At 68.9% G+C, this 17,631-nt stretch carries 14 protein-coding genes, 2 tRNA genes and 1 pseudogene; 13 read left to right on the plus strand and 4 right to left on the minus strand.

Annotated elements, in window-relative coordinates; all coding sequences use genetic code 11:
• Positions 1-26: 26 nt before the first annotated feature.
• Positions 27-1,226, minus strand: a complete 1,200-nt coding sequence (locus AC1DDO_RS08830; protein WP_476866707.1) for an acyl-CoA dehydrogenase family protein — start codon at positions 1,224-1,226, stop codon at positions 27-29.
• A gap of 131 nt (positions 1,227-1,357) precedes the next feature.
• Here AC1DDO_RS08830 and AC1DDO_RS08835 point away from each other — a divergent pair, with 131 nt between their 5' ends.
• The 7 genes and pseudogenes from AC1DDO_RS08835 (at position 1,358) to AC1DDO_RS08865 (ending at position 8,413) form a co-directional block, all read left to right on the plus strand.
• Complete coding sequence (locus tag AC1DDO_RS08835) at positions 1,358-2,011, plus strand: MOSC domain-containing protein (RefSeq protein ID WP_476866706.1); 654 nt, start codon at positions 1,358-1,360, stop codon at positions 2,009-2,011.
• 410 nt (positions 2,012-2,421) lie between these two features.
• Entirely contained in the window at positions 2,422-4,566 is a 2,145-nt protein-coding gene (locus AC1DDO_RS08840) for a DEAD/DEAH box helicase (protein ID WP_476971755.1), read from the plus strand.
• 233 nt (positions 4,567-4,799) lie between these two features.
• Positions 4,800-4,871: transfer RNA gene (locus AC1DDO_RS08845), tRNA-Thr, on the plus strand.
• A gap of 62 nt (positions 4,872-4,933) precedes the next feature.
• A tRNA-Met gene (locus AC1DDO_RS08850) sits at positions 4,934-5,007 on the plus strand.
• A 230-nt stretch (positions 5,008-5,237) separates the two neighbouring features.
• Positions 5,238-6,026 (plus strand): annotated as a pseudogene (gene yidC / locus AC1DDO_RS08855) (membrane protein insertase YidC); the annotation flags it as partial.
• A gap of 20 nt (positions 6,027-6,046) precedes the next feature.
• Positions 6,047-6,700, plus strand: coding sequence for an NAD(P)H-binding protein (locus AC1DDO_RS08860; RefSeq protein ID WP_476971756.1), 654 nt, complete (start codon positions 6,047-6,049; stop codon positions 6,698-6,700).
• Positions 6,701-6,841: 141 nt separating this feature from the next.
• Positions 6,842-8,413: a Na+/H+ antiporter gene (locus AC1DDO_RS08865; RefSeq protein ID WP_476866703.1), complete on the plus strand. Its 1,572-nt coding sequence runs from the start codon at positions 6,842-6,844 to the stop codon at positions 8,411-8,413.
• 55 nt (positions 8,414-8,468) lie between these two features.
• On the opposite strand, the gene AC1DDO_RS08870 is transcribed toward AC1DDO_RS08865, so the two are convergent.
• Positions 8,469-9,650, minus strand: coding sequence for an ROK family protein (locus AC1DDO_RS08870; RefSeq protein ID WP_476971845.1), 1,182 nt, complete (start codon positions 9,648-9,650; stop codon positions 8,469-8,471).
• Positions 9,651-9,754: 104 nt separating this feature from the next.
• On the opposite strand from AC1DDO_RS08870, the gene AC1DDO_RS08875 reads away from it, so the two are divergent.
• The 5 genes from AC1DDO_RS08875 to AC1DDO_RS08895 all read left to right on the plus strand — a co-directional run bounded on the left by AC1DDO_RS08875 (position 9,755) and on the right by AC1DDO_RS08895 (position 14,844).
• Positions 9,755-11,461, plus strand: a complete 1,707-nt coding sequence (locus AC1DDO_RS08875) for a glycoside hydrolase family 13 protein (protein WP_476971757.1) — start codon at positions 9,755-9,757, stop codon at positions 11,459-11,461.
• Positions 11,462-11,535: 74 nt separating this feature from the next.
• The gene (locus AC1DDO_RS08880) at positions 11,536-12,480 is read left to right on the plus strand and encodes an aldo/keto reductase (protein WP_476971846.1); all 945 of its coding nucleotides are present in this window, start codon (positions 11,536-11,538) and stop codon (positions 12,478-12,480) included.
• Positions 12,481-12,648: 168 nt separating this feature from the next.
• On the plus strand, positions 12,649-13,515 hold the full coding sequence (locus AC1DDO_RS08885) for an HpcH/HpaI aldolase/citrate lyase family protein (RefSeq protein ID WP_441407794.1): 867 nt from the start codon (positions 12,649-12,651) through the stop codon (positions 13,513-13,515).
• A 28-nt stretch (positions 13,516-13,543) separates the two neighbouring features.
• Positions 13,544-14,491 carry a DUF2797 domain-containing protein gene (locus AC1DDO_RS08890; RefSeq protein ID WP_476971758.1) on the plus strand — a complete coding sequence of 316 codons (948 nt, stop codon included), beginning with the start codon at positions 13,544-13,546 and terminating at the stop codon, positions 14,489-14,491.
• Positions 14,492-14,619: 128 nt separating this feature from the next.
• Positions 14,620-14,844 (plus strand): DUF3188 domain-containing protein, encoded by a 225-nt coding sequence (locus AC1DDO_RS08895; protein WP_476866700.1) that lies wholly within the window; start codon positions 14,620-14,622, stop codon positions 14,842-14,844.
• Here AC1DDO_RS08895 and AC1DDO_RS08900 read toward each other — a convergent pair.
• Together AC1DDO_RS08900 and AC1DDO_RS08905 are read right to left on the minus strand one after the other, a co-directional pair.
• The gene (locus AC1DDO_RS08900) at positions 14,834-16,531 is read right to left on the minus strand and encodes a SulP family inorganic anion transporter (protein WP_476971759.1); all 1,698 of its coding nucleotides are present in this window, start codon (positions 16,529-16,531) and stop codon (positions 14,834-14,836) included. The genes AC1DDO_RS08895 and AC1DDO_RS08900 overlap by 11 nt on opposite strands.
• Positions 16,528-16,953, minus strand: a complete 426-nt coding sequence (locus AC1DDO_RS08905; RefSeq protein ID WP_476971760.1) for an ArsR/SmtB family transcription factor — start codon at positions 16,951-16,953, stop codon at positions 16,528-16,530. Before AC1DDO_RS08905 ends, AC1DDO_RS08900 begins: the two co-directional genes overlap by 4 nt.
• Before the next feature lie 186 nt (positions 16,954-17,139).
• Here AC1DDO_RS08905 and AC1DDO_RS08910 point away from each other — a divergent pair, with 186 nt between their 5' ends.
• Positions 17,140-17,631, plus strand: a complete 492-nt coding sequence (locus tag AC1DDO_RS08910; RefSeq protein WP_476971761.1) for an FAS1-like dehydratase domain-containing protein — start codon at positions 17,140-17,142, stop codon at positions 17,629-17,631.

The following is a 17,631-nucleotide window of genomic DNA, read 5'->3' on the forward strand; positions in this document are numbered from 1 at the left end:
CTGCCGCGACGTGACATCTCGCGCCGCTAGCGGAAGGCGGGGAGTCCCGTGATGTGCTGGCCCAGGATCAGGGTGTGGACCTCGTCGGTGCCCTCGTAGGTCCGGACGGATTCCAGGTTGGCGGCGTGCCGCAGCGGGGAGTAGTCCAGCGTGATGCCGTTGCCGCCCAGGATGGTGCGGGCCTCCCGGGCAATCCCGATCGCCTCCCGCACGTTGTTGAGCTTGCCGAGCGAGATCTGCTCCGGACGCAGCCTGCCGGCGTCTTTGAGCCGGCCCAGGTGCAGTGCCAGCAGGGTGCCCTTCTGGATTTCCAGGAGCATGTTCACGAGTTTCTCCTGCGTCAGCTGGTATCCGGCCAGCGGCTTGCCGAACTGCAGCCGTTCCTGGGCATAGGCCAGGGCAGCCTCGTAGGAATCCCGGGCGGCGCCCATCGCGCCCCAGGCGATCCCGTAGCGGGCCTCGTTGAGGCAGGAGAAGGGTCCGCGCAGCCCCTGAGCCGCGGGCAGCAGCGCCTCCGGGCCCAGCCGGACGGCGTCGAACGTGATATCGCACTGGATCGAGGCGCGCATTGAGAGCTTCTGCCCGATCGGCGTCGCGGTGACCCCCGCGGTGCCGGCCGGGACCAGGAATCCGCGCACGCCGTCCTCGGTCATGGCCCACACCACCAGCACATCCGCCACGGACGCGAGCCCGATCCAGCGTTTGGCGCCGTCCAGGATCCAGCCGGCGTTGGCGCCCGTTCCGTCGGGGCGGGCAAAGGTTTTCATGGACGCCGGATCGGATCCGGCGGTCGGCTCGGTCAGCGCGAACGCGCCGATCAGCTCGCCGGCGGCCATCCGGGGGAGCCACTCCTGCTTCTGGTCCTCGGAGCCCCACTTGTGGATGGCCGTCATGGCGAGGGAGCCCTGCACGGAGACGAACGTGCGGACGCCCGAATCGCCGGCCTCCAGTTCCATGGCGGCGAGGCCATATTCGACGGCGGAGCGGCCGGGGCACCCGTAGCCCTCCAGGTGCATGCCGAGCACGCCGAGCTCGCCAAGTTCCGGGGCAAGGTCCAGGGGGAACACGGCGTCCTCGTACCAGCCGGCGATCCCGGGCCTGATCCGCTGGTTGGTGAAGTCGCGGACACGCTCGCGCACGGCCAGCTCCTCCGCGCTCAGCAGCGAATCGATCGCCAGGACATCGGAAACGTCGGAAACATCGGACAGGCCGGCCTCATTGCTCATGCCAGCATCCTACGGCCGCACCCGCAGTGCCGCGCCCCGTGCCGGGTGCGGTGCCGCGGCCCGTGGCCGCCCTGCGCAGGGTGGCCGCGCCTGGTCCGGTGCCCGGCGGGCGGCAGGCCTACACTGGTGCCATGGAAACCGCATCTGTCCTTGCTGTCTGCAGGGTTCACCAGCTGCTCGAGGATCCCGGCAGCGTTGGGGTCACTGCGATCGACAAGCGCGCCGTGGACGGACCGGTCCGGGTCCACAAACTCGGCCTGCGCGGTGATGTCCAGGCCAGCAGGATCGACCACGGCGGCGAGGACCAGGCCCTCTACGCTTACTCGCAGGACGACGCCGACTACTGGGCCGGTGAGCTCGGACGGGACATGCCGCCGGGCATCTTCGGCGAAAACCTGCGGATCACTGGCCTCAACGCCTCCACCGCCGTGATCGGCGAACGCTGGAAGATCGGACTGGACGTGGAGGTCGAAGTCACCTCCCCGCGCGTGCCGTGCGCCACGTTCCAGCGGCGGATGGGGGAGCCGCACTGGGTCAAGAGGTTCACCGAGGCGGGCAGGGTGGGCACTTACCTCCGGGTGGTCCGGACCGGCAGCATCGAGGCCGGCGACCACATCCACCTGCTCTTTGTCCCCGCCCACGGCGTGACGATTGCCAAGTGGTTCGCTGATCCCTCGCTGGAGGACATAGAGGCCCTGCGCGACGCCGACGCCGACGGCCAGATCCGCCTCCAGCCCGAGTACCACCAGCGATTCGAGCAGCTGGAGCGCCGCCTCGGCGTCTAGCCGTACGGCGTCGGAATGCACCGTCCGGTGCGCCGGTGTGCGCAAGCTCACCGGCCGCCGTCGGCCTCTCAACTACCACTGTTCTGTTCCATGCCCTACACTTGAAATATCCCCCACTCCGGAAATCCCTTATTCCTGCCCAATTCTTGAGGCAGGACTGGTAAGTGTTGGGGCCCGCAAATGTGATGCGGGCATTTTCATAGGGAGAGCCGGCAAAAGAAAACGCTGTACAGACTGCTGGGATAGCAGCCAAGAGATGCAGCGGGAAGTCCTGCCACGGGATTGCGAAAGCGCCGGACTTCTGTGACCCGCCGGTCAACCGTACGCCCGGCATTTCGTGTCACGCGTACTGCGGCTCCGCTCACCTCGGGTTGTGCCGCTTGGCCCCTATGGATGAGGAAATTTCACCTATGCCCGAAAATCAGAACAACTCCGTCGACACCGAACTCGCCACCGAGCACAGCCAGGCCGACGTCGAGACTTCTGAAACGGCTGCCCCCGCAGCCGGCTCCGCCCCGGAATTCACCGAGGCTCCTGCGGACTTCGTAGCACCGGCGGCTGTTGAAGCCGCTGCCGAGGCTGCCCCGCAGGCCGACACCAAGACCGAGGCGACTTCCGCCCCGGCCAAGGACGACGACGCCGAGGAAGAAGGCGTGAAGTTCGCCGATCTCGGCATCGATGGCCGTGTCCTCGCCGCACTGCAGGACGTCGGCTACGAGAAGCCGTCCCCGATCCAGGCAGCAACCATCCCGCTGCTGCTCGAAGGCCGCGACGTCGTGGGCCTGGCCCAGACGGGCACCGGTAAGACTGCAGCATTCGCAGTACCGGCGCTGTCCCGCCTGGCCGAGCTCCACGACCTAAACGGCCCGTCCCGCAAGACCCAGGCCCTGGTTCTCGCCCCGACCCGCGAGCTTGCGCTCCAGGTTGCCGAGGCCTTCACCTCCTACGCCAAGCACATCGACGACTTCACGGTCCTCCCGGTGTACGGCGGCTCCGCCTACGGCCCGCAGCTCGCCGGCCTGCGCCGCGGCGCCCAGGTTGTTGTCGGTACCCCCGGCCGTGTGATCGACCACATCGCCAAGGGTTCCCTGGACCTCTCCGAACTTCAGTACCTGGTGCTGGACGAGGCCGACGAAATGCTCCGCATGGGCTTCGCCGAAGACGTGGAGCAGATCTTCCAGCAGACCCCGTCGGACCGCCAGGTCGCGCTGTTCTCGGCCACCATGCCGAGCCAGATCCGCCGCATGTCCAAGCAGTACCTGAACAACCCGGCCGAGATCTCGGTGAAGTCCAAGACCACCACCGGCGCCAACACCCGCCAGCGGTACCTGCAGGTCATGGGCCCGCACAAGCTGGACGCGCTGACCCGCATCCTCGAGGTCGAAGAGTTCGACGGCGTCATCGCCTTCGTGCGCACCAAGATGGCTACCGAGGACCTGGCTGACAAGCTGAAGTCCCGCGGCTTCCAGGCCGCCGCCATCAACGGTGACATCCCGCAGCAGCAGCGCGAGCGCACTGTCGATGCACTGAAGGAAGGCCGCATCGATATCCTCGTGGCCACCGACGTGGCGGCCCGCGGCCTGGACGTTGAGCGCATCAGCCACGTGGTCAACTACGACATCCCGCACGACACCGAGTCCTACGTGCACCGCATCGGCCGCACCGGCCGTGCAGGCCGTTCCGGCGACGCGATCCTGTTCATGACGCCGCGGGAGAAGTACCTGCTGCGTTCCATCGAGAAGGCGACCCGCCAGCCGGTGGAGCAGATGCACCTGCCCACGGCCGAGACCGTCAACACGCTGCGCCTGGGCAAGTTCGCCGAGCGCATCACCGAGACCCTCGAGTCCGAGGACGTCGCCGCGTTCCGCGACCTCATCTCCTCCTACGAGGAAGAGCACAACGTCCCGGCCTCGGAGATCGCCGCAGCACTGGCCGTCATGGCCCAGGGCGGACAGCCGCTCCTGGTCAAGGAACTGCCGGCCGCTCCCGAATTCCAGAAGCGCGAGCGCTCCAAGGACGGCTTCGGCTCACGCGGCCCGACCCGCACCCTGACCGAGGGCAACGCCACCTACCGGATCGCCGTCGGACGCCGCCAGCGCGTCATGCCCGGTTCGATCGTTGGCGCCATCGCCAACGAAGGCGGCATCTCCTCGGCCCAGATCGGCGGCATCGACATCCGCTCGGACCACTCCCTCGTGGAGCTCCCGGCGGACCTGAGCCCCGATCAGCTGAAGGCCCTGTCCCGCACCCGGATCGGCGGCGAGCTGATCCACCTCGAGCTGGACAACGGCCGCAAGCCCTCGGGCGAGCGCGGCGCGTACCAGGGCAACCGCGGCGGCGACCGCGGTGGGGACCGTGGCGGCTACTCCGGCGGCAGCGGCAACTTCAAGGGCAACGGCGGCTTCAAGCGCGAATTCCGCAAGGGCGACGGCGAGCGGTCTTCCGCTGACCGTGGCGGCCGCTCCTTCAGCGAGCGCTCCGAGCAGCGGACCTTCGGCGCGGACACCCGCAAGCCGCGCCACGAAGGCGGCTTCAAGCCCCGCAACAAGTGGTAACCACTAGCATTTCCTGAGAACGGGCCGGCTCTTGAGCCGGCCCGTTCTTGCCTAAGCATTTCGCCAGCGTGTTCCCTTCGTCACAGCGGCGGCGGGCGGGCCTCCCCGGGGAGCCTGTTTTGGCATCCCGGACCCTGCTGGGAGCCCGGATTTGCGCTGCTTTTGGCGGGTCCGGCGTCGTCCGGCCGCCGATTTGTTGGTGGGCGAATCTTCCGGTAGAGTATTTACTCGTTGCCCCCCTAGCTCAGTGGTAGAGCGCGTTCTTGGTAAGAACGAGGTCACCGGATCGATTCCGGTGGGGGGCTCTGAATGAGGGCCTGTGTCAAGGCGGTTTTTGACCGGCTTAGCGCAGGTTTTCCTCATTTATGGCGGTGTAGCTCAGTTGGTTAGAGCGCACGACTCATAATCGTGAGGTCGGGAGATCGAGCCTCCCCACCGCTACAGGCAAGACCCCCGGAATCCGCAAGGTTCCGGGGGTCTTTCTGTTTCTCCCCTCATCTGGATTCCCAGCCACCGGACCACCCGTTGCCCTGTCACTTATGGTCCTCATCGAGGCCTGATGGCAACCAAGAGTGATAGCGCAACCGGGTGCGGGGCGCGCTGCAGGCCGCGCCCGTGACAAGCGGCCCGTTTCGCCGTAGTTTTGCCTCACCTGACAGATGGGGATATCAGTGGACTTCTTGGGCACCATCATGGCCCCGTTCAAATGGTTGGTCTCGGCCATCATGGTGGGCTTCCACGACGGACTCAGCGCCCTCGGCATGCCGCCGGCCAGCGGCTGGACCTGGACCCTGTCCATCATCGGGCTGGTGCTCGTGATCCGTGCCGCCCTGATCCCGGTTTACCTGAAGCAGGTCAACGCCCAGCATCGCATGGGGCTCTTGCAGCCGGACCTGAAGAAGCTCCAGGACAAATACCGGGGCAAGACCGATCCGCTGTCCCGCCAGGCCATGGCCCAGGAACAGATGGCGCTGTACAAGGCGCACGGCACCAACCCGTTCTCGGCCTGCCTGCCCCTGCTGATCCAGACGCCCTTCTTCTTCGCCCTGTTCCAGGTGCTCTCCGGCATTAGCGCGGCGGCCAGCCAGGACCAGGGCGTCGGCGCCATGAGCGCCGAACAGGTCCGGCAGTTCGACGAATCCACCATTTTCGGCGCCCCGCTTTCGGCGTCGCTGCTGCACGGCGGGGGCAACCAAACGGCCGTCTGGATCCTGTCCATCACGATGATCCTGGCCATGACGGCCGCACAGTTCATGACGCAGCGGCTCATCATGCAGCGGCAGATCACGGCCATGAACACCTCCGAAGAGGCCCTGGCGAACCCTTTCATGCGCCAGCAGAAGATGATGCTCTACATCCTGCCGGTCGTGTTCGGTGTGGGCGGCATCGTCTTCCCCATCGGCGTCCTGATCTACTGGACCACCACCAACTTCTGGACCCTGGGGCAGCAGTACGTCATCCAGTGGGACAGAATGGGTCCATGACGCGAATCGCAATCATCGGCGGCCACGGCAAGGTGGCTTTGGAACTGTCCAGGATCCTCGCAGCGGACGGGCAGGACGTCACGTCCTTCATCCGCAACCCGGAGCAAGCGGCCGACGTCGCGGCCACTGGAGCCACGCCGTCGCTGCTGGACGTGGAGAACGCCACGACGGCGCAGATCGCCGATGCCCTGCGGAACCACGACGCTGTGGTGTTCTCTGCCGGGGCCGGCGGCGGCAGCCCCGAGCGCACCTACGCCGTGGACCGGGACGCGGCCATCCGTTCGATGGACGCCGCGGCTGAAGCCGGCGTGGGCCGCTACATCATGGTGTCCTACTTCGGCGCGGGCCCCGACCACGGGGTCCCCGCGGACAACGGCTTCTTCGCCTACGCCGAGGCCAAGGCCGCGGCGGACGCGTACCTGCGCGGCTCGGGCCTTGACTGGACCATCCTGGGGCCCGGCACGCTGACGTCCGGTCCGGGCAACGGGATGATCGACGTCGACCCCGCCGACACGTCGGAGGGCACCGCTACCGCCCGCGCCAACGTCGCCCTGGTGGCGGCCGCGGTCCTCGGCCTGCCCGCCACGATCGGGCGCACCATCGAGTTCCGGGACGGCACACTGCCGCTCGCCGCGGCCCTGCAGCCATAGACCCAGGTCCCTAAGCCCAGGCCCGGGCCTCAGTCCCGCAGCCCAGTCCCGCAGCCCAGGCACCGGGCCGATAGGGTGGTGGGGGGCGGTCCGTGCATCCACCCGGGATGCAACAGGTCCGCCTCCGGGGAAAGCAGGCACATGGACCAGTTGGCGCTCATCGTTGGACTCCTGCTGGCCACTGTGGTGGCCGTGGGCCTGGGCGACCGGCTGAGGCTGCCGTACCCGGTGCTGATGCTGCTGCTGGCCGTGGCACTGACGTTCATCCCGGGCTTCCCGGAGGTCCAGATCGCGCCCGAGCTGATCCTGCCCATCTTCTTGCCGCCGCTGCTCTTCGCCACGGCCCAGCGCAGCTCGTGGGCCGTTTTCCGGGTCCGCTGGCGCACGCTGCTCATGCTGGCCGTCGCGCTCGTGGTGGTCTCCACGGCCGTGGTCGCCGGCGCGGCCTGGCTCATGATTCCGGGCATCGGCATTCCGGCCGCGATCGCCCTGGGCGCCATGGTGGCCCCGCCGGATCCCGTGGCGGTGGACTCGATCGCCAGCCGGGTCCACATGCCGCGGCGGCTCATCAACGTGCTCCAGAGCGAAGGCCTCTTCAACGACGCCGCCGCCATTGTCATCTTCCAGGCGGCCGTGGCGGCCGCCGTCGCCGGCACCAAGATCGCCTCCGACGTCGTCCTCCAGTTTGTCCTCGGAGCCGCGATCGCGGTGGTCGTGGGCATCGGCATGGGCTGGCTGACCAGCCTGATCACCCGCCTCGTGAGCTCCATGGTGGCCCGCAGTGCCGTCACCCTCGTGGTGCCGTTTGCCGCCTACATCCTGGCCGAGGAAGTGCACGCCTCCGGGGTGATCGCCGTCGTGGTCACCGCCCTGGAAATACAGCGCCACTCCCGGCCCGAGGACGCCGCCGAGCGAGTCACCCGCACCGCCTTCTGGGACGTCGTGGAGCTGCTGATCACCGGCCTGGCGTTCGGGCTGGTGGGGCTGGAAGTCCGGCAGGTCATCCATGACGAAGGCACCGGCGTGTTCGGCATGATCGGGACGGCCGCCGTGGTCTGCGTGCTCGTCTTCGCGGCACGCTTTGCCTGGCTGGCCATGATGTCCGGCCTGTCCCGGGCCAGGAAGGACGTCCTGCGCCCTACCTCGGCCAAGGACGTGCTGATCCTTACCTGGTGCGGCATGCGCGGCCTGGCCACCCTGGCATTGGCGCTGGCCCTTCCGCTGACCATCGCGGACGGCACGCCGTTCCCTGCCCGGAGCGAACTGCTGGTGATCGCCTGCGCCGTCCTGCTGGCCACCCTGGTGCTGCCCGGGCTGACGCTGCCGTGGCTGATGCGGGTCCTGAAAGCGTCCGAGGACGGCACCGAAGAACGCGACGCCGCCCGCGTGCTGGCCCGCCGTGCCCAACAGGCAGCGATTGCCGCGCTCAAGGACAACGAGCTGATGAAGGAACTCCCGGCCGAGAAGGTGGCGCTGGTGAAGGAGAAAATGACCCGGCTGCACGCCGAACTGCTGGACGGGAGCCTGCGGAACGAGAGCCCCGGGGAGAAACGCCAGCGCGGCCGCGAACTGGCCATCGCGGTGCAGACGATCGCCCTCGACGCCGCCCGCCAGGAAGTCGTGGCCGCCCGGAACGAGCCGGGCATGGACCCGGAAGTCGCGGACCGGGTGCTGCGGCAGCTGGACCTGCGCACCATGATCATGCCGGAATAGGGACCACGTAGCGGGTGGGCCCGAATTTCACGCAGCGGTTAGGCCCGAATTGGGGTCAGGCCGGCGCGGGCAGGACCAGCTCCAGGGCATTCGCCTCGACGTAGTCCAGGGCGTGCCGGACCGCGCCGGCCGTGACGATTCCGTCGCCCAGGGGCGAGACCGTCACCCGCGGGGGAGTCGCGGTGAATCGGGGGAGCAGCGCCGTGATGCCTGGCAGGAGCGCCCCGGCGGACTCGGCGACGGCGCCGCCGATCACCACCTGTTCGGGGTTGATCAGGCTCGCGATCGAGGCGATGACGCGGGCCATGCGCTCCGAAATCCGGTCCAGGATTGCCAGAGCCGTCGCGTCTCCGGCCTCCGCATCCGCAAAGACCCGCGGCGCACTGGCAGGTCCGCCCGCGGACGGCCCGCCTTCTGCCGCGGACCACTGCCGCACCAGGGCCGCGATGCCGTCGCTGGAGCCGACGCCTTCCATCATGTCCAGGTAGCCCATCTCGCCGGCGGCGCCGCCGCGGCCGTGCAGGAGGCGCCCGGATTCCATCACCCCCGCGCCCAGGCGTTCGCCGGCCAGGAGCACCACGAGGTCGTCGACGCCCGTTCCGGAGCCGCGCCAGCGCTCACCGAGCGCGGCCAGGTTGGCGTCGTTTTCCAGGAGCACGGTCCAGCCGTGCAGCTCCTTCAGCGCGGAGCGGAGCCCGACGTCGAACAGGCTCCAGAACCGCTGGGTCACGAGGACGTTGCCCTCCCGGTCCACGGGGGCGGCGATCCCGGCGCCGACGGCCAGGACCTTGCCCGGGTCCGTGCCCGCGGCGTCCAGTGCCTGGCGGCAGGCGAGATCGATGACGGCGATCCGCTCCTGCGCCGGGATGTCCGCCGCGCGGAAGCTCTCGCTGGACCGGCCGATGACGGTGCCGCGGAGGTCGGCGACGGCGGCGATGGTGGTCGCGGCGCCGATGTCCAGGCCCAGCACGACGCCGGCCTCCCGGTTGAAGGCGAAGCGCCGGGCCGGGCGGCCCTTGCGCGGACTGGCGGGGTCCGCAACGGGCTGGTCCGGCTCCACGATCCAGCCCCTGCCGATCAGGTCCTCGCAGACGGCGATCACCGAGGCCCGGGTGAGCCCGGTCAGGGCCATCAGCTCGGTTCCGGTGGCGACGTCGGCGTCGCGGACATGGCGCAGCACGGCCTGGGCGTTGACGCGGCGCAGCAGCTGCGGCGTGGCGGCGGCTGCGTGCTGCATCACTTCTTGACCTCTTCTGTCCTGCGGACCCATAATTGTTCAGGCAATATATTTAGCTTGTATCTAAAATACCAGAAGCCCTCCCAGACCCGAAGGAATCTCCTTTGACCAACACCGCCACTCTGGCAACCCTGTCCGGTTCCGACCTCGCCGCCGACCCCAACTGGTGGCGCCAGGCATCGGTGTACCAGATCTACCCGCGGAGCTTTTCCGACTCCAACGCGGACGGCCTGGGCGACGTCAAGGGCATCACGGCCAAGGTCCCGTACCTGAAGGAACTCGGCATCGACGCCGTCTGGCTCTCCCCGTTCTACCCCTCGGCGCTGGCTGACGGCGGCTACGACGTCGACGACTACCGCGACGTGGACCCCAAGCTGGGCACCCTGGCTGACTTCGATGAGATGTCCGCCGCGCTGCACGCCGCCGGCATCAAGCTCATCGCCGACATCGTCCCCAACCACTCCTCGAACCGGCACGCCTGGTTCCAGGAAGCCCTGGCCGCCCCGCGCGGCTCCGCCGCCCGCGAGCGCTACATCTTCCGCGACGGCCTTGGCGACAACGGCGAGATCCCGCCGTCGGACTGGGAGTCCGTCTTCGGCGGCCCGGCCTGGGAGCGCATCACCGAGCCCGACGGCACGCCCGGCCAGTGGTACATGCACATCTTCGCGAAGGAGCAGCCGGACCTGAACTGGGCCAACCGGGAAATCCGCGACGACTTCCTCAAGACGCTCCGCTTCTGGTCCGACCGCGGCGTGGACGGCTTCCGCGTCGACGTCGCGCACGCGCTGACCAAGGACCTCACCGAGCCGCTGATCTCCAAGGTGGAGCTCAGCGTCGCCAACACGGGCACCGACGGATTCCCGGACGGCTCGCACCCGTTCTGGGACCGCGACGAAGTCCACGAGATCTACGCCGAATGGCGCGAGGTGTTCAACGAGTACAACCCGCCGCGCACCGCCGTCGCCGAAGCCTGGGTGCACGCCACCCGCCGCGCCCGGTACGCCAGCCCGGCGGGCCTGGGCCAGGCGTTCAACTTCGACCTCCTTCAGGCCGACTTCAACGCCGTCGAGTTCCGCGAAATCATCACCCGGAACCTCGCCGAGGCCACGGAATCCGGCGCCTCCTCCACCTGGGTCTTCTCCAACCACGACGTCGTCCGCCACGCCACCCGCTACGGCCTGCCCCAGGGCGGTGGCAAGCACGCCAGCGGCCAGGACGGCAAGGGCTGGCTACTGGCCGGGGCGCCGGCCGAGGAACTCGACGCCGAACTCGGCCTGAGCCGGGCCCGCGCGGCGACGCTCCTGATGCTGGCCCTGCCGGGATCCGCGTACCTGTACCAGGGCGAGGAACTGGGCCTGCAGGAAGTCACGGAAATCCCCGACGCCGAGCGCCAGGACCCCACCTTCTTCCGCAACAAGGGCGTGGAGATCGGCCGCGACGGCTGCCGCGTGCCGCTGCCGTGGGCCCCGGAGGGCACCTCCTTCGGCTTCGGCGCCGGCGGGGCACACCTGCCGCAGCCGGCATGGTTCAGCCGCTTCGCTGTGGCAGCCCAGGACGGCGTGGAGGGCTCCACCCTGGAGCTCTACCGCACGGCCCTGAAGCTGCGCCGCGAACTGCAGACCTCGGAGGAACTGCAGTGGCACGAATCCGGCAGCGCCGATGTCCTGCACTTCAGCCGCCCCGGTGGCTGGCAGACGGTGACCAACTTCGGCGACGCACCGGTTGACCTGCCCGCCGGCGAGGTGCTGGTCAGCAGTGGCCCGCTGGTTGGCGGACTGCTGCCCGCCAACACCACCGTCTGGCTGCGGTGAGCCCCGCCTTGAAGGATCTGTCCGGAACGCCCGCCCCCGACGTGAACAACGGCGTGAGCCCCAACGGCGCCGGCCTGGCCCAGGAACTCGTCTACGGCTGCATGGGCCTGGGCGGCGGCTGGACGGCGGAGCCGTACTCGTCCGCGCATGTGGACGAGGCGGCCGCCGCCGTCGACGCGGCCCTCCAAGCCGGCATCACGCTCTTTGACCACGCGGACATCTACACCAACGGCAAAGCCGAGGCCGTCTTCGGCGAGGTCCTGGCCCGGACACCGGGGCTGCGGGAGAAGATCCGGCTGCAGACCAAATGCGGCATCCGGCTGAACGAGCAGGGCCTGGAGGCGTACTACGACCTCAGCCGGGACGGCATCCTGGAGCGCGTCAACGAAAGCCTGGCCCGGCTCCGGACCGACTACGTGGACGTGCTCATGCTGCACCGCCCCGACCCCCTGATGGACCCGGCGGAGGTGGCGTCCGCCGTCGGGCAGCTCATGGCCGAGGGCAAGGTGCGCGCCGTGGGCGTGTCCAACATGTCCGGCCCGCAGATCGAGCTGCTGCAGGACCGGCTCGAGGCGCCTGTGGTGGCCAACCAGCTCGAAATGAGCCTGTTGAAGCGTGCCTGGCTCGAAAGCACGGTGCTGGTCAACCATGCCGAGGGCACGGACTACAGCTTCCCGCACGGCACCGTGGAGCATTGCGTCCGGAACGGCATCCGGCTGCAGGCGTACGGGTCGCTGGCCCGTGGCCTGTACACCGGGGCGCCGGCCGCCGCGCCGACGCCGGCTGAGGAGGCCACCGCCGCCCTCGTCGCCGGCCTGGCCGCCGCGAAGGGCACTACGGGGGAGGCGATCGTGCTCGGCTGGCTCATGAAGCACCCGGCCGGGATTGCGCCCGTGATCGGCACCGCCAACCCGGACAGGATCCTCGCCTGCGCCGGCGCCGCCGAGGTCGCCGCGGCGATGACCCGCGCCGAGTGGTACGGCCTCTGGGTCGCGGCCAGGGGAAGCAACATCCCCTAGCCGCTCCCACCGCCCCACCCAGCTGGCTGGCAGCTGAGGCCGTTTTGAGCGCTGAGAACGGCTTCTGCTGCCAGTTAGTTGGGTGCGGAGGTGATTTTGGTCGTAATGGTCACCCCTGAGGGCCGAATCGCTTAGCGGCAAGTGCCTCCGGGCGGCTAGCGTAGATGCATGACCTCTACAACCACCACCGCCGAATCACTTCGGCCCCAGCGCAAAATCCCGGCCGACATCGCCCGCTCCTGGCTGCTGGTCAATGCGATGAAGACCGACCTCTTCGACCAGTCCGCCGTCTCCCGGGCCGATGCGATCATCCTCGACATCGAAGACGCGGTGGACCCCTCCCAAAAGGACAAGGCCCGCGGCAACGTCGTGAACTGGCTGACCGCCGGCGGCAGCGCGTGGGTGCGCATCAACGATGCCACCAGCCCGTTCTGGGCCGACGACCTCGCCGGCCTGCGCGGCACCCCCGGACTGCTCGGCGTCATGCTCGCCAAGACCGAGTCCGCCGACCAGGTCACGGAGAGCTTCCACCGGATGGACGGCAAGACCCCGGTGATCCCCCTGGTCGAGTCCGCCGTCGGCATCGAGGAAGCCAACAACATCGCCAAGGCACAGGGCGCCTTCCGCCTGGCCTTCGGCTCGGGCGACTTCCGCCGCGACACCGGCATGGCGGCCACCGCCGAGGCTATGGCCTACCCGCGCGCCAAGCTGGTGGTGGCCAGCCGCGTCGGCAACCTGCCCGGCCCCATCGACGGCCCCACGGTCGGCACGAACCACCCGATCCTGCGCGAACAGACCGGCATCACCGTGATGATGGGGATGACCGGCAAGCTCTGCCTGGCGATCGACCAGACACCGGTCATCAACGAGGTCATCAGTCCCACGCCGTCCGACGTCGCCTGGGCCACGGACTTCATGGCAGATTTCGAGGCCAGCGGCCGCGTCATCCGGGACGGCTCCGACCTGCCGCGCCTGGGCCGCGCCGAGAAGATCATGAAGCTCGCGGTAGCCTTTGGGGTGCAGCCGGCCCTGTAGCCACACCCGTACCAGACCAGGAGACCCCGTGACCGATACCCGCTATATGGTCCACGGGGTCTTTTGGGATGGTCCGGCGCCCGCTCCCGACACCGCATCTGGACAGGGCGGGCTCCCCGTGATGCGCCTCCAGGACCCTGACGGCACGCTCACCGAACTAGCGCTCGACGCCGGAACCCGGCTCGGATTCCGGCTCGCTGCCGAGGGGAAGTCCTGCCTCGGCCACCACAGGGTCCACGGGCCCGCCGACCGAGACCACGTCCTGTGTCCGGCGCTGGCACCGGCCGTGAAGGGCAGCCAGTGCGAGCGGTGCTTCGTGCTGGACGATTCCCGGCTCATCCACGACTTCCACCGCGGCGGCCGGGTTCCGCCGGGCCTGCGCGCCTACCTTATGCAGCCGCACTGGCTCTATGTGGCCACATTCGCGGGCGGAGCCAGCAAGGTCGGAACCGCGTCCCACCTGCGCAAATGGAACCGGCTCGCCGAGCAGGGCGCCGTCGTCGCCCGGTACGTCGCCCGCGCGGGGGACGGCCGGGTGGTCCGGATCCTTGAAGACATGCTCACCCGCGACGCCGGTCTGCCGCAGCAGGTCCGTGCGGCCGCCAAGGCGGCCGCGCTCGTGGCTCCGGCAGCCGCCGTCGAACTCGATGCCCTGAACGCACAGCTGGCCGAACACGCCCGGACCCTTCTGGCCGGTGCCGGCGGGGAGGGGTTCGAAATCGTGGACGAGCGGTGGGCCCGGCCGCAGCTCTCCGCCGGCGCCTGCGCACAGGCCACCCGGCACGCCTACCCGCACGACCTCGGTACCGGAACGCACGGGTTCCGGATCGACTCGCTGAGCGGCAGCATTGCGCTCGCGGCACTGGACGGCAGCGACCTGGAATTCGTGGTGAACCTCGGACAGCTCAAGGCCCGCGTGATCGAACTCGGTGACCACGGCTCGGAGGTCCCGGCGGTGCAGGAATCCCTGTTCTGACGCTGGAAAAGCCCCGCGACGCGGAAAATACCGGACGCGCCCGTATTCCGGTAGCGCCAGGTAGTTAGCGTGTCGCCAGGGATTTAGCGGCTCGCAGCGTTGCCGGCGCGCCCCGGTAGACTGGCACGGTGCTGAATGAATTCTGGGCCACCGCGTCAACCACCTACAAGGTGCTCGTCTTCAGTGCCATGGGCCTGATCGCCCTCGGGATCGTCCTCAACGTGGTGGGCAACACCACCGGCAACCAGGCACTGGCGCTCGCCTCGCTGCCGGTGATCGGGCTCGGCCTGATCCTGCACATCGCCGGGCTTGTGGTCCGCGGCCAGACGATCCGGAAGAACCTCAAGCGCTAGCGGTCGCGTTCCGCAGCACATGGCTCCGGGCATGTTCCACGGCGTCCGGGAGGGACGTGAACAGGTGCTTGTGATGCCGCAATGAGCGGATAACCCCCACGTTGGTCACGAGCTCCAGATGCTGCGGCTGGACCCCTTTCAACAGGACCGTGACGCCGCGCAGCTCCAGCGCGGAGATCACCTCGACGAGCATATGGGCGCCCGTAGCGTCCAGCATCCGCAGCTGGGAAAGCCGGATGATGGCCACCTGGACGTCCTTGACCTGGCTGATCTCCTGCAGGACCCGCTCCGCGGCGCCGAAGAACATGGCACCGTCCAGCCGGAAAATGGCTATGTGCTCGTCTCCCGGAACCGGCGCCCCGGGGATGTGCTCGCGCCGGACTCCGCTCAGGGACGCGAACGTCCGCAGCGCGAACACGGCAGCCGCGGCGAGTCCGATCTGGATGGCCACAATGAGGTCGAAGGTGACCGTGATGAGGGCCGTGATCACGAACACCGCGGCGTCCGCCCGGGTGGACCGGAGGATCGCCGTCACCGTGTGCCGCGAGACCATGCGGGTGGCCGTGACCATGAGGATGCCGGCCAGCGCCGCCAGGGGAATTCTGCCGACGAGTCCCGCCGCCAAGTAGATGATGGCCAGCAGCACGAGGGCGTGCACCACCGCGGAGAGTCGGGTCTTGGCCCCTGAACGGACGTTCACGGCGGTCCGGGCAATCGCGCCCGTGGCGGGCATGCCGCCGAAGAAGCCGGCAGCGATCGAAGCCAGTCCCTGGCCGGTGAGCTCCCGGTCCGGGCTGTACGGGCCGGACGGACGGCCGTCGGGACCGACCATGCCGGCGGCCACCCGGGCCGAGAGCAGGGATTCGATGGCGGCGAGCGTCGCGATGGAGATGGCGGGCATCAGCAGGCCGCCCAGTGCAGCCGGATCCACAGAAGGCATGGCGGGGGCCGGCAGGGAGTGCGGAAGTGCGCCGATCCGGGGTATGTCCAGCGCCAGCAGCTCTGCCGCCACGGTAGTGAGCAACACGGCGATGAGGCTCGCGGGCAGGGACTTATTGAGCCTGGGCAGCACATACATCAGGGCCGCGACGGCCGCCACCACCGCGAGGGTCTGCAGCACGGTGGGCACGGTTGCCTGCGATGCGCTCTCGACGGCGGCCAGGAGTGTGTTGTGGCCCGGTATTCCCGCGGTACCGGTGGCCAGGGGAACCTGCTGGAGGAAGATGATGGCGGCAATGCCGAGCGTGAAACCCTCCACGACCGGCCAAGGGATGAACGCGACGGCCCGGCCCAGCCCGCTAGCTCCCAGAACCATGACGAGCAGCCCGGCCAGGACCGAGACCAGGGCAATGCTGGCGACGCCGTGGGTGGCCACCACGGGGGCCAGTACCACCACCATGGCGCCTGTCGGGCCGGAAACCTGGACGTTGGATCCGCCCATGACGGCGGCGACCAATCCTGCCACCACCGCGGTGATGAGTCCGGCCTCCGCCCCGACACCGGAGCTGACCCCGAAGGCCAGCGCCAGGGGGAGCGCCACGATGCCGACCGTGATGCCGGCGAACAGGTCAGTCTTCCAGGCGGACCGCAAGAGCTCGTAATCGCGGCGGGACGGCACGAACCGGGCGAGGCGTGTCCGGAGCGTGTCAGGCGCCCCGGCCGGACTTAATGCCTGGGCCGCGCTCACGGCGCAGTGTTGTCGAGATGGCCAGTGTTGTCGAGGTGGCCGGTGCCCTCGAGGTGGCCCTCGAGGTGGCCGGCCGGCAGCTCCTGCGCTATCCGGAGCTGTTCGCTGGAACCGGCCAGCGTGTCCAGCAGGAAGGTCCGGGCGATCGCGAGAAGCTCTTTGATCTTGGGATGAGCCAGCCGGTAGGTCACCACATTCGCAGTCCGGACCGACGTCACCACTCCGTGCCGGCGCAGCGTCGCCAGATGCTGGGACAGATGCGAGGGCTCCAGCCCCGTCTCGGCGAGCAGGTAACTGACCGGGGCTTGCGTGTCCGGCGCGGCGGCCAGAAGCTCGAGGATCCGGATTCGGGCCGGGTGGGCCAGGGCCTTGAACAGGTTGGCCTTGATTTCGTACAGGGGGGTCTGCGCGGCGGAGATCATGGCAGGAGGACACTTTCTCGCATCCGCTCGCGGTGCGGCCCGGCGGGACAGCGCCGCCCTGCGGATTGATGAATTGATGTTTTCATCATATCGCGCGAGTCAAGACCAGTACATCAAGACCGGCCCGGGCCCGGTGCGAGTTGTCACGAAGCCGGACGGCCCGGGGCGTGGCGATAGGCTGGAACCATGACTATCAATCCGGACCTGCAGGGGCGCAGCTACCCTGCCGCAGAGGTGTATGACGTCGGCCGCGAGAAGATCCGCGAGTTCGCGCGCGCGGTCAAGGCCACCCACCCCGCCCACTTCGATGTCGCCGCCGCCGAGTCGCTCGGCCACAGCGACCTCGTGGCGCCGCCGACCTTCGCCATCATCGTCGCCCAGCGCGCCGACGCGCAGCTGATCGAGGATCCGGATTCCGGCATCGACTTCTCCCGCGTGGTCCACGCCGACCAGCGGTTCACCCACCACCGCCCCATCGTCGCCGGCGACCGGCTGGTCGCCGAGCTGCACGTCGACGGCGTCCGCGCCATGGGCGGGGGAGCCATGATCACCACCCGCTCGGAAATCTTCGCGCTTGCCCCCGGCGTCGCCCCCGGCGCTGCCGGTGACCCAGCCGGTGTCCGCGAACCCGTCGCCACCGCCACGTCGTCCATCCTGGTCCGCGGAGAGGGACAGTAG

The organism is Arthrobacter sp. 10N43, assembly GCF_056394525.1.

Coding starts and splice junctions, on each gene's coding strand:
- AC1DDO_RS08830 (WP_476866707.1), bottom strand. CDS start 1,226: ATGAGCAATGAGGCCGGCCTGTCCGATGTTTCCGACGTTTCCGATGTC.
- AC1DDO_RS08885 (WP_441407794.1), top strand. CDS start 12,649: ATGACCTCTACAACCACCACCGCCGAATCACTTCGGCCCCAGCGCAAA.
- AC1DDO_RS08835 (WP_476866706.1), top strand. CDS start 1,358: ATGGAAACCGCATCTGTCCTTGCTGTCTGCAGGGTTCACCAGCTGCTC.
- AC1DDO_RS08865 (WP_476866703.1), top strand. CDS start 6,842: ATGGACCAGTTGGCGCTCATCGTTGGACTCCTGCTGGCCACTGTGGTG.
- AC1DDO_RS08870 (WP_476971845.1), bottom strand. CDS start 9,650: ATGCAGCACGCAGCCGCCGCCACGCCGCAGCTGCTGCGCCGCGTCAAC.
- AC1DDO_RS08910 (WP_476971761.1), top strand. CDS start 17,140: ATGACTATCAATCCGGACCTGCAGGGGCGCAGCTACCCTGCCGCAGAG.
- AC1DDO_RS08840 (WP_476971755.1), top strand. CDS start 2,422: ATGCCCGAAAATCAGAACAACTCCGTCGACACCGAACTCGCCACCGAG.
- AC1DDO_RS08860 (WP_476971756.1), top strand. CDS start 6,047: ATGACGCGAATCGCAATCATCGGCGGCCACGGCAAGGTGGCTTTGGAA.
- AC1DDO_RS08905 (WP_476971760.1), bottom strand. CDS start 16,953: ATGATCTCCGCCGCGCAGACCCCCCTGTACGAAATCAAGGCCAACCTG.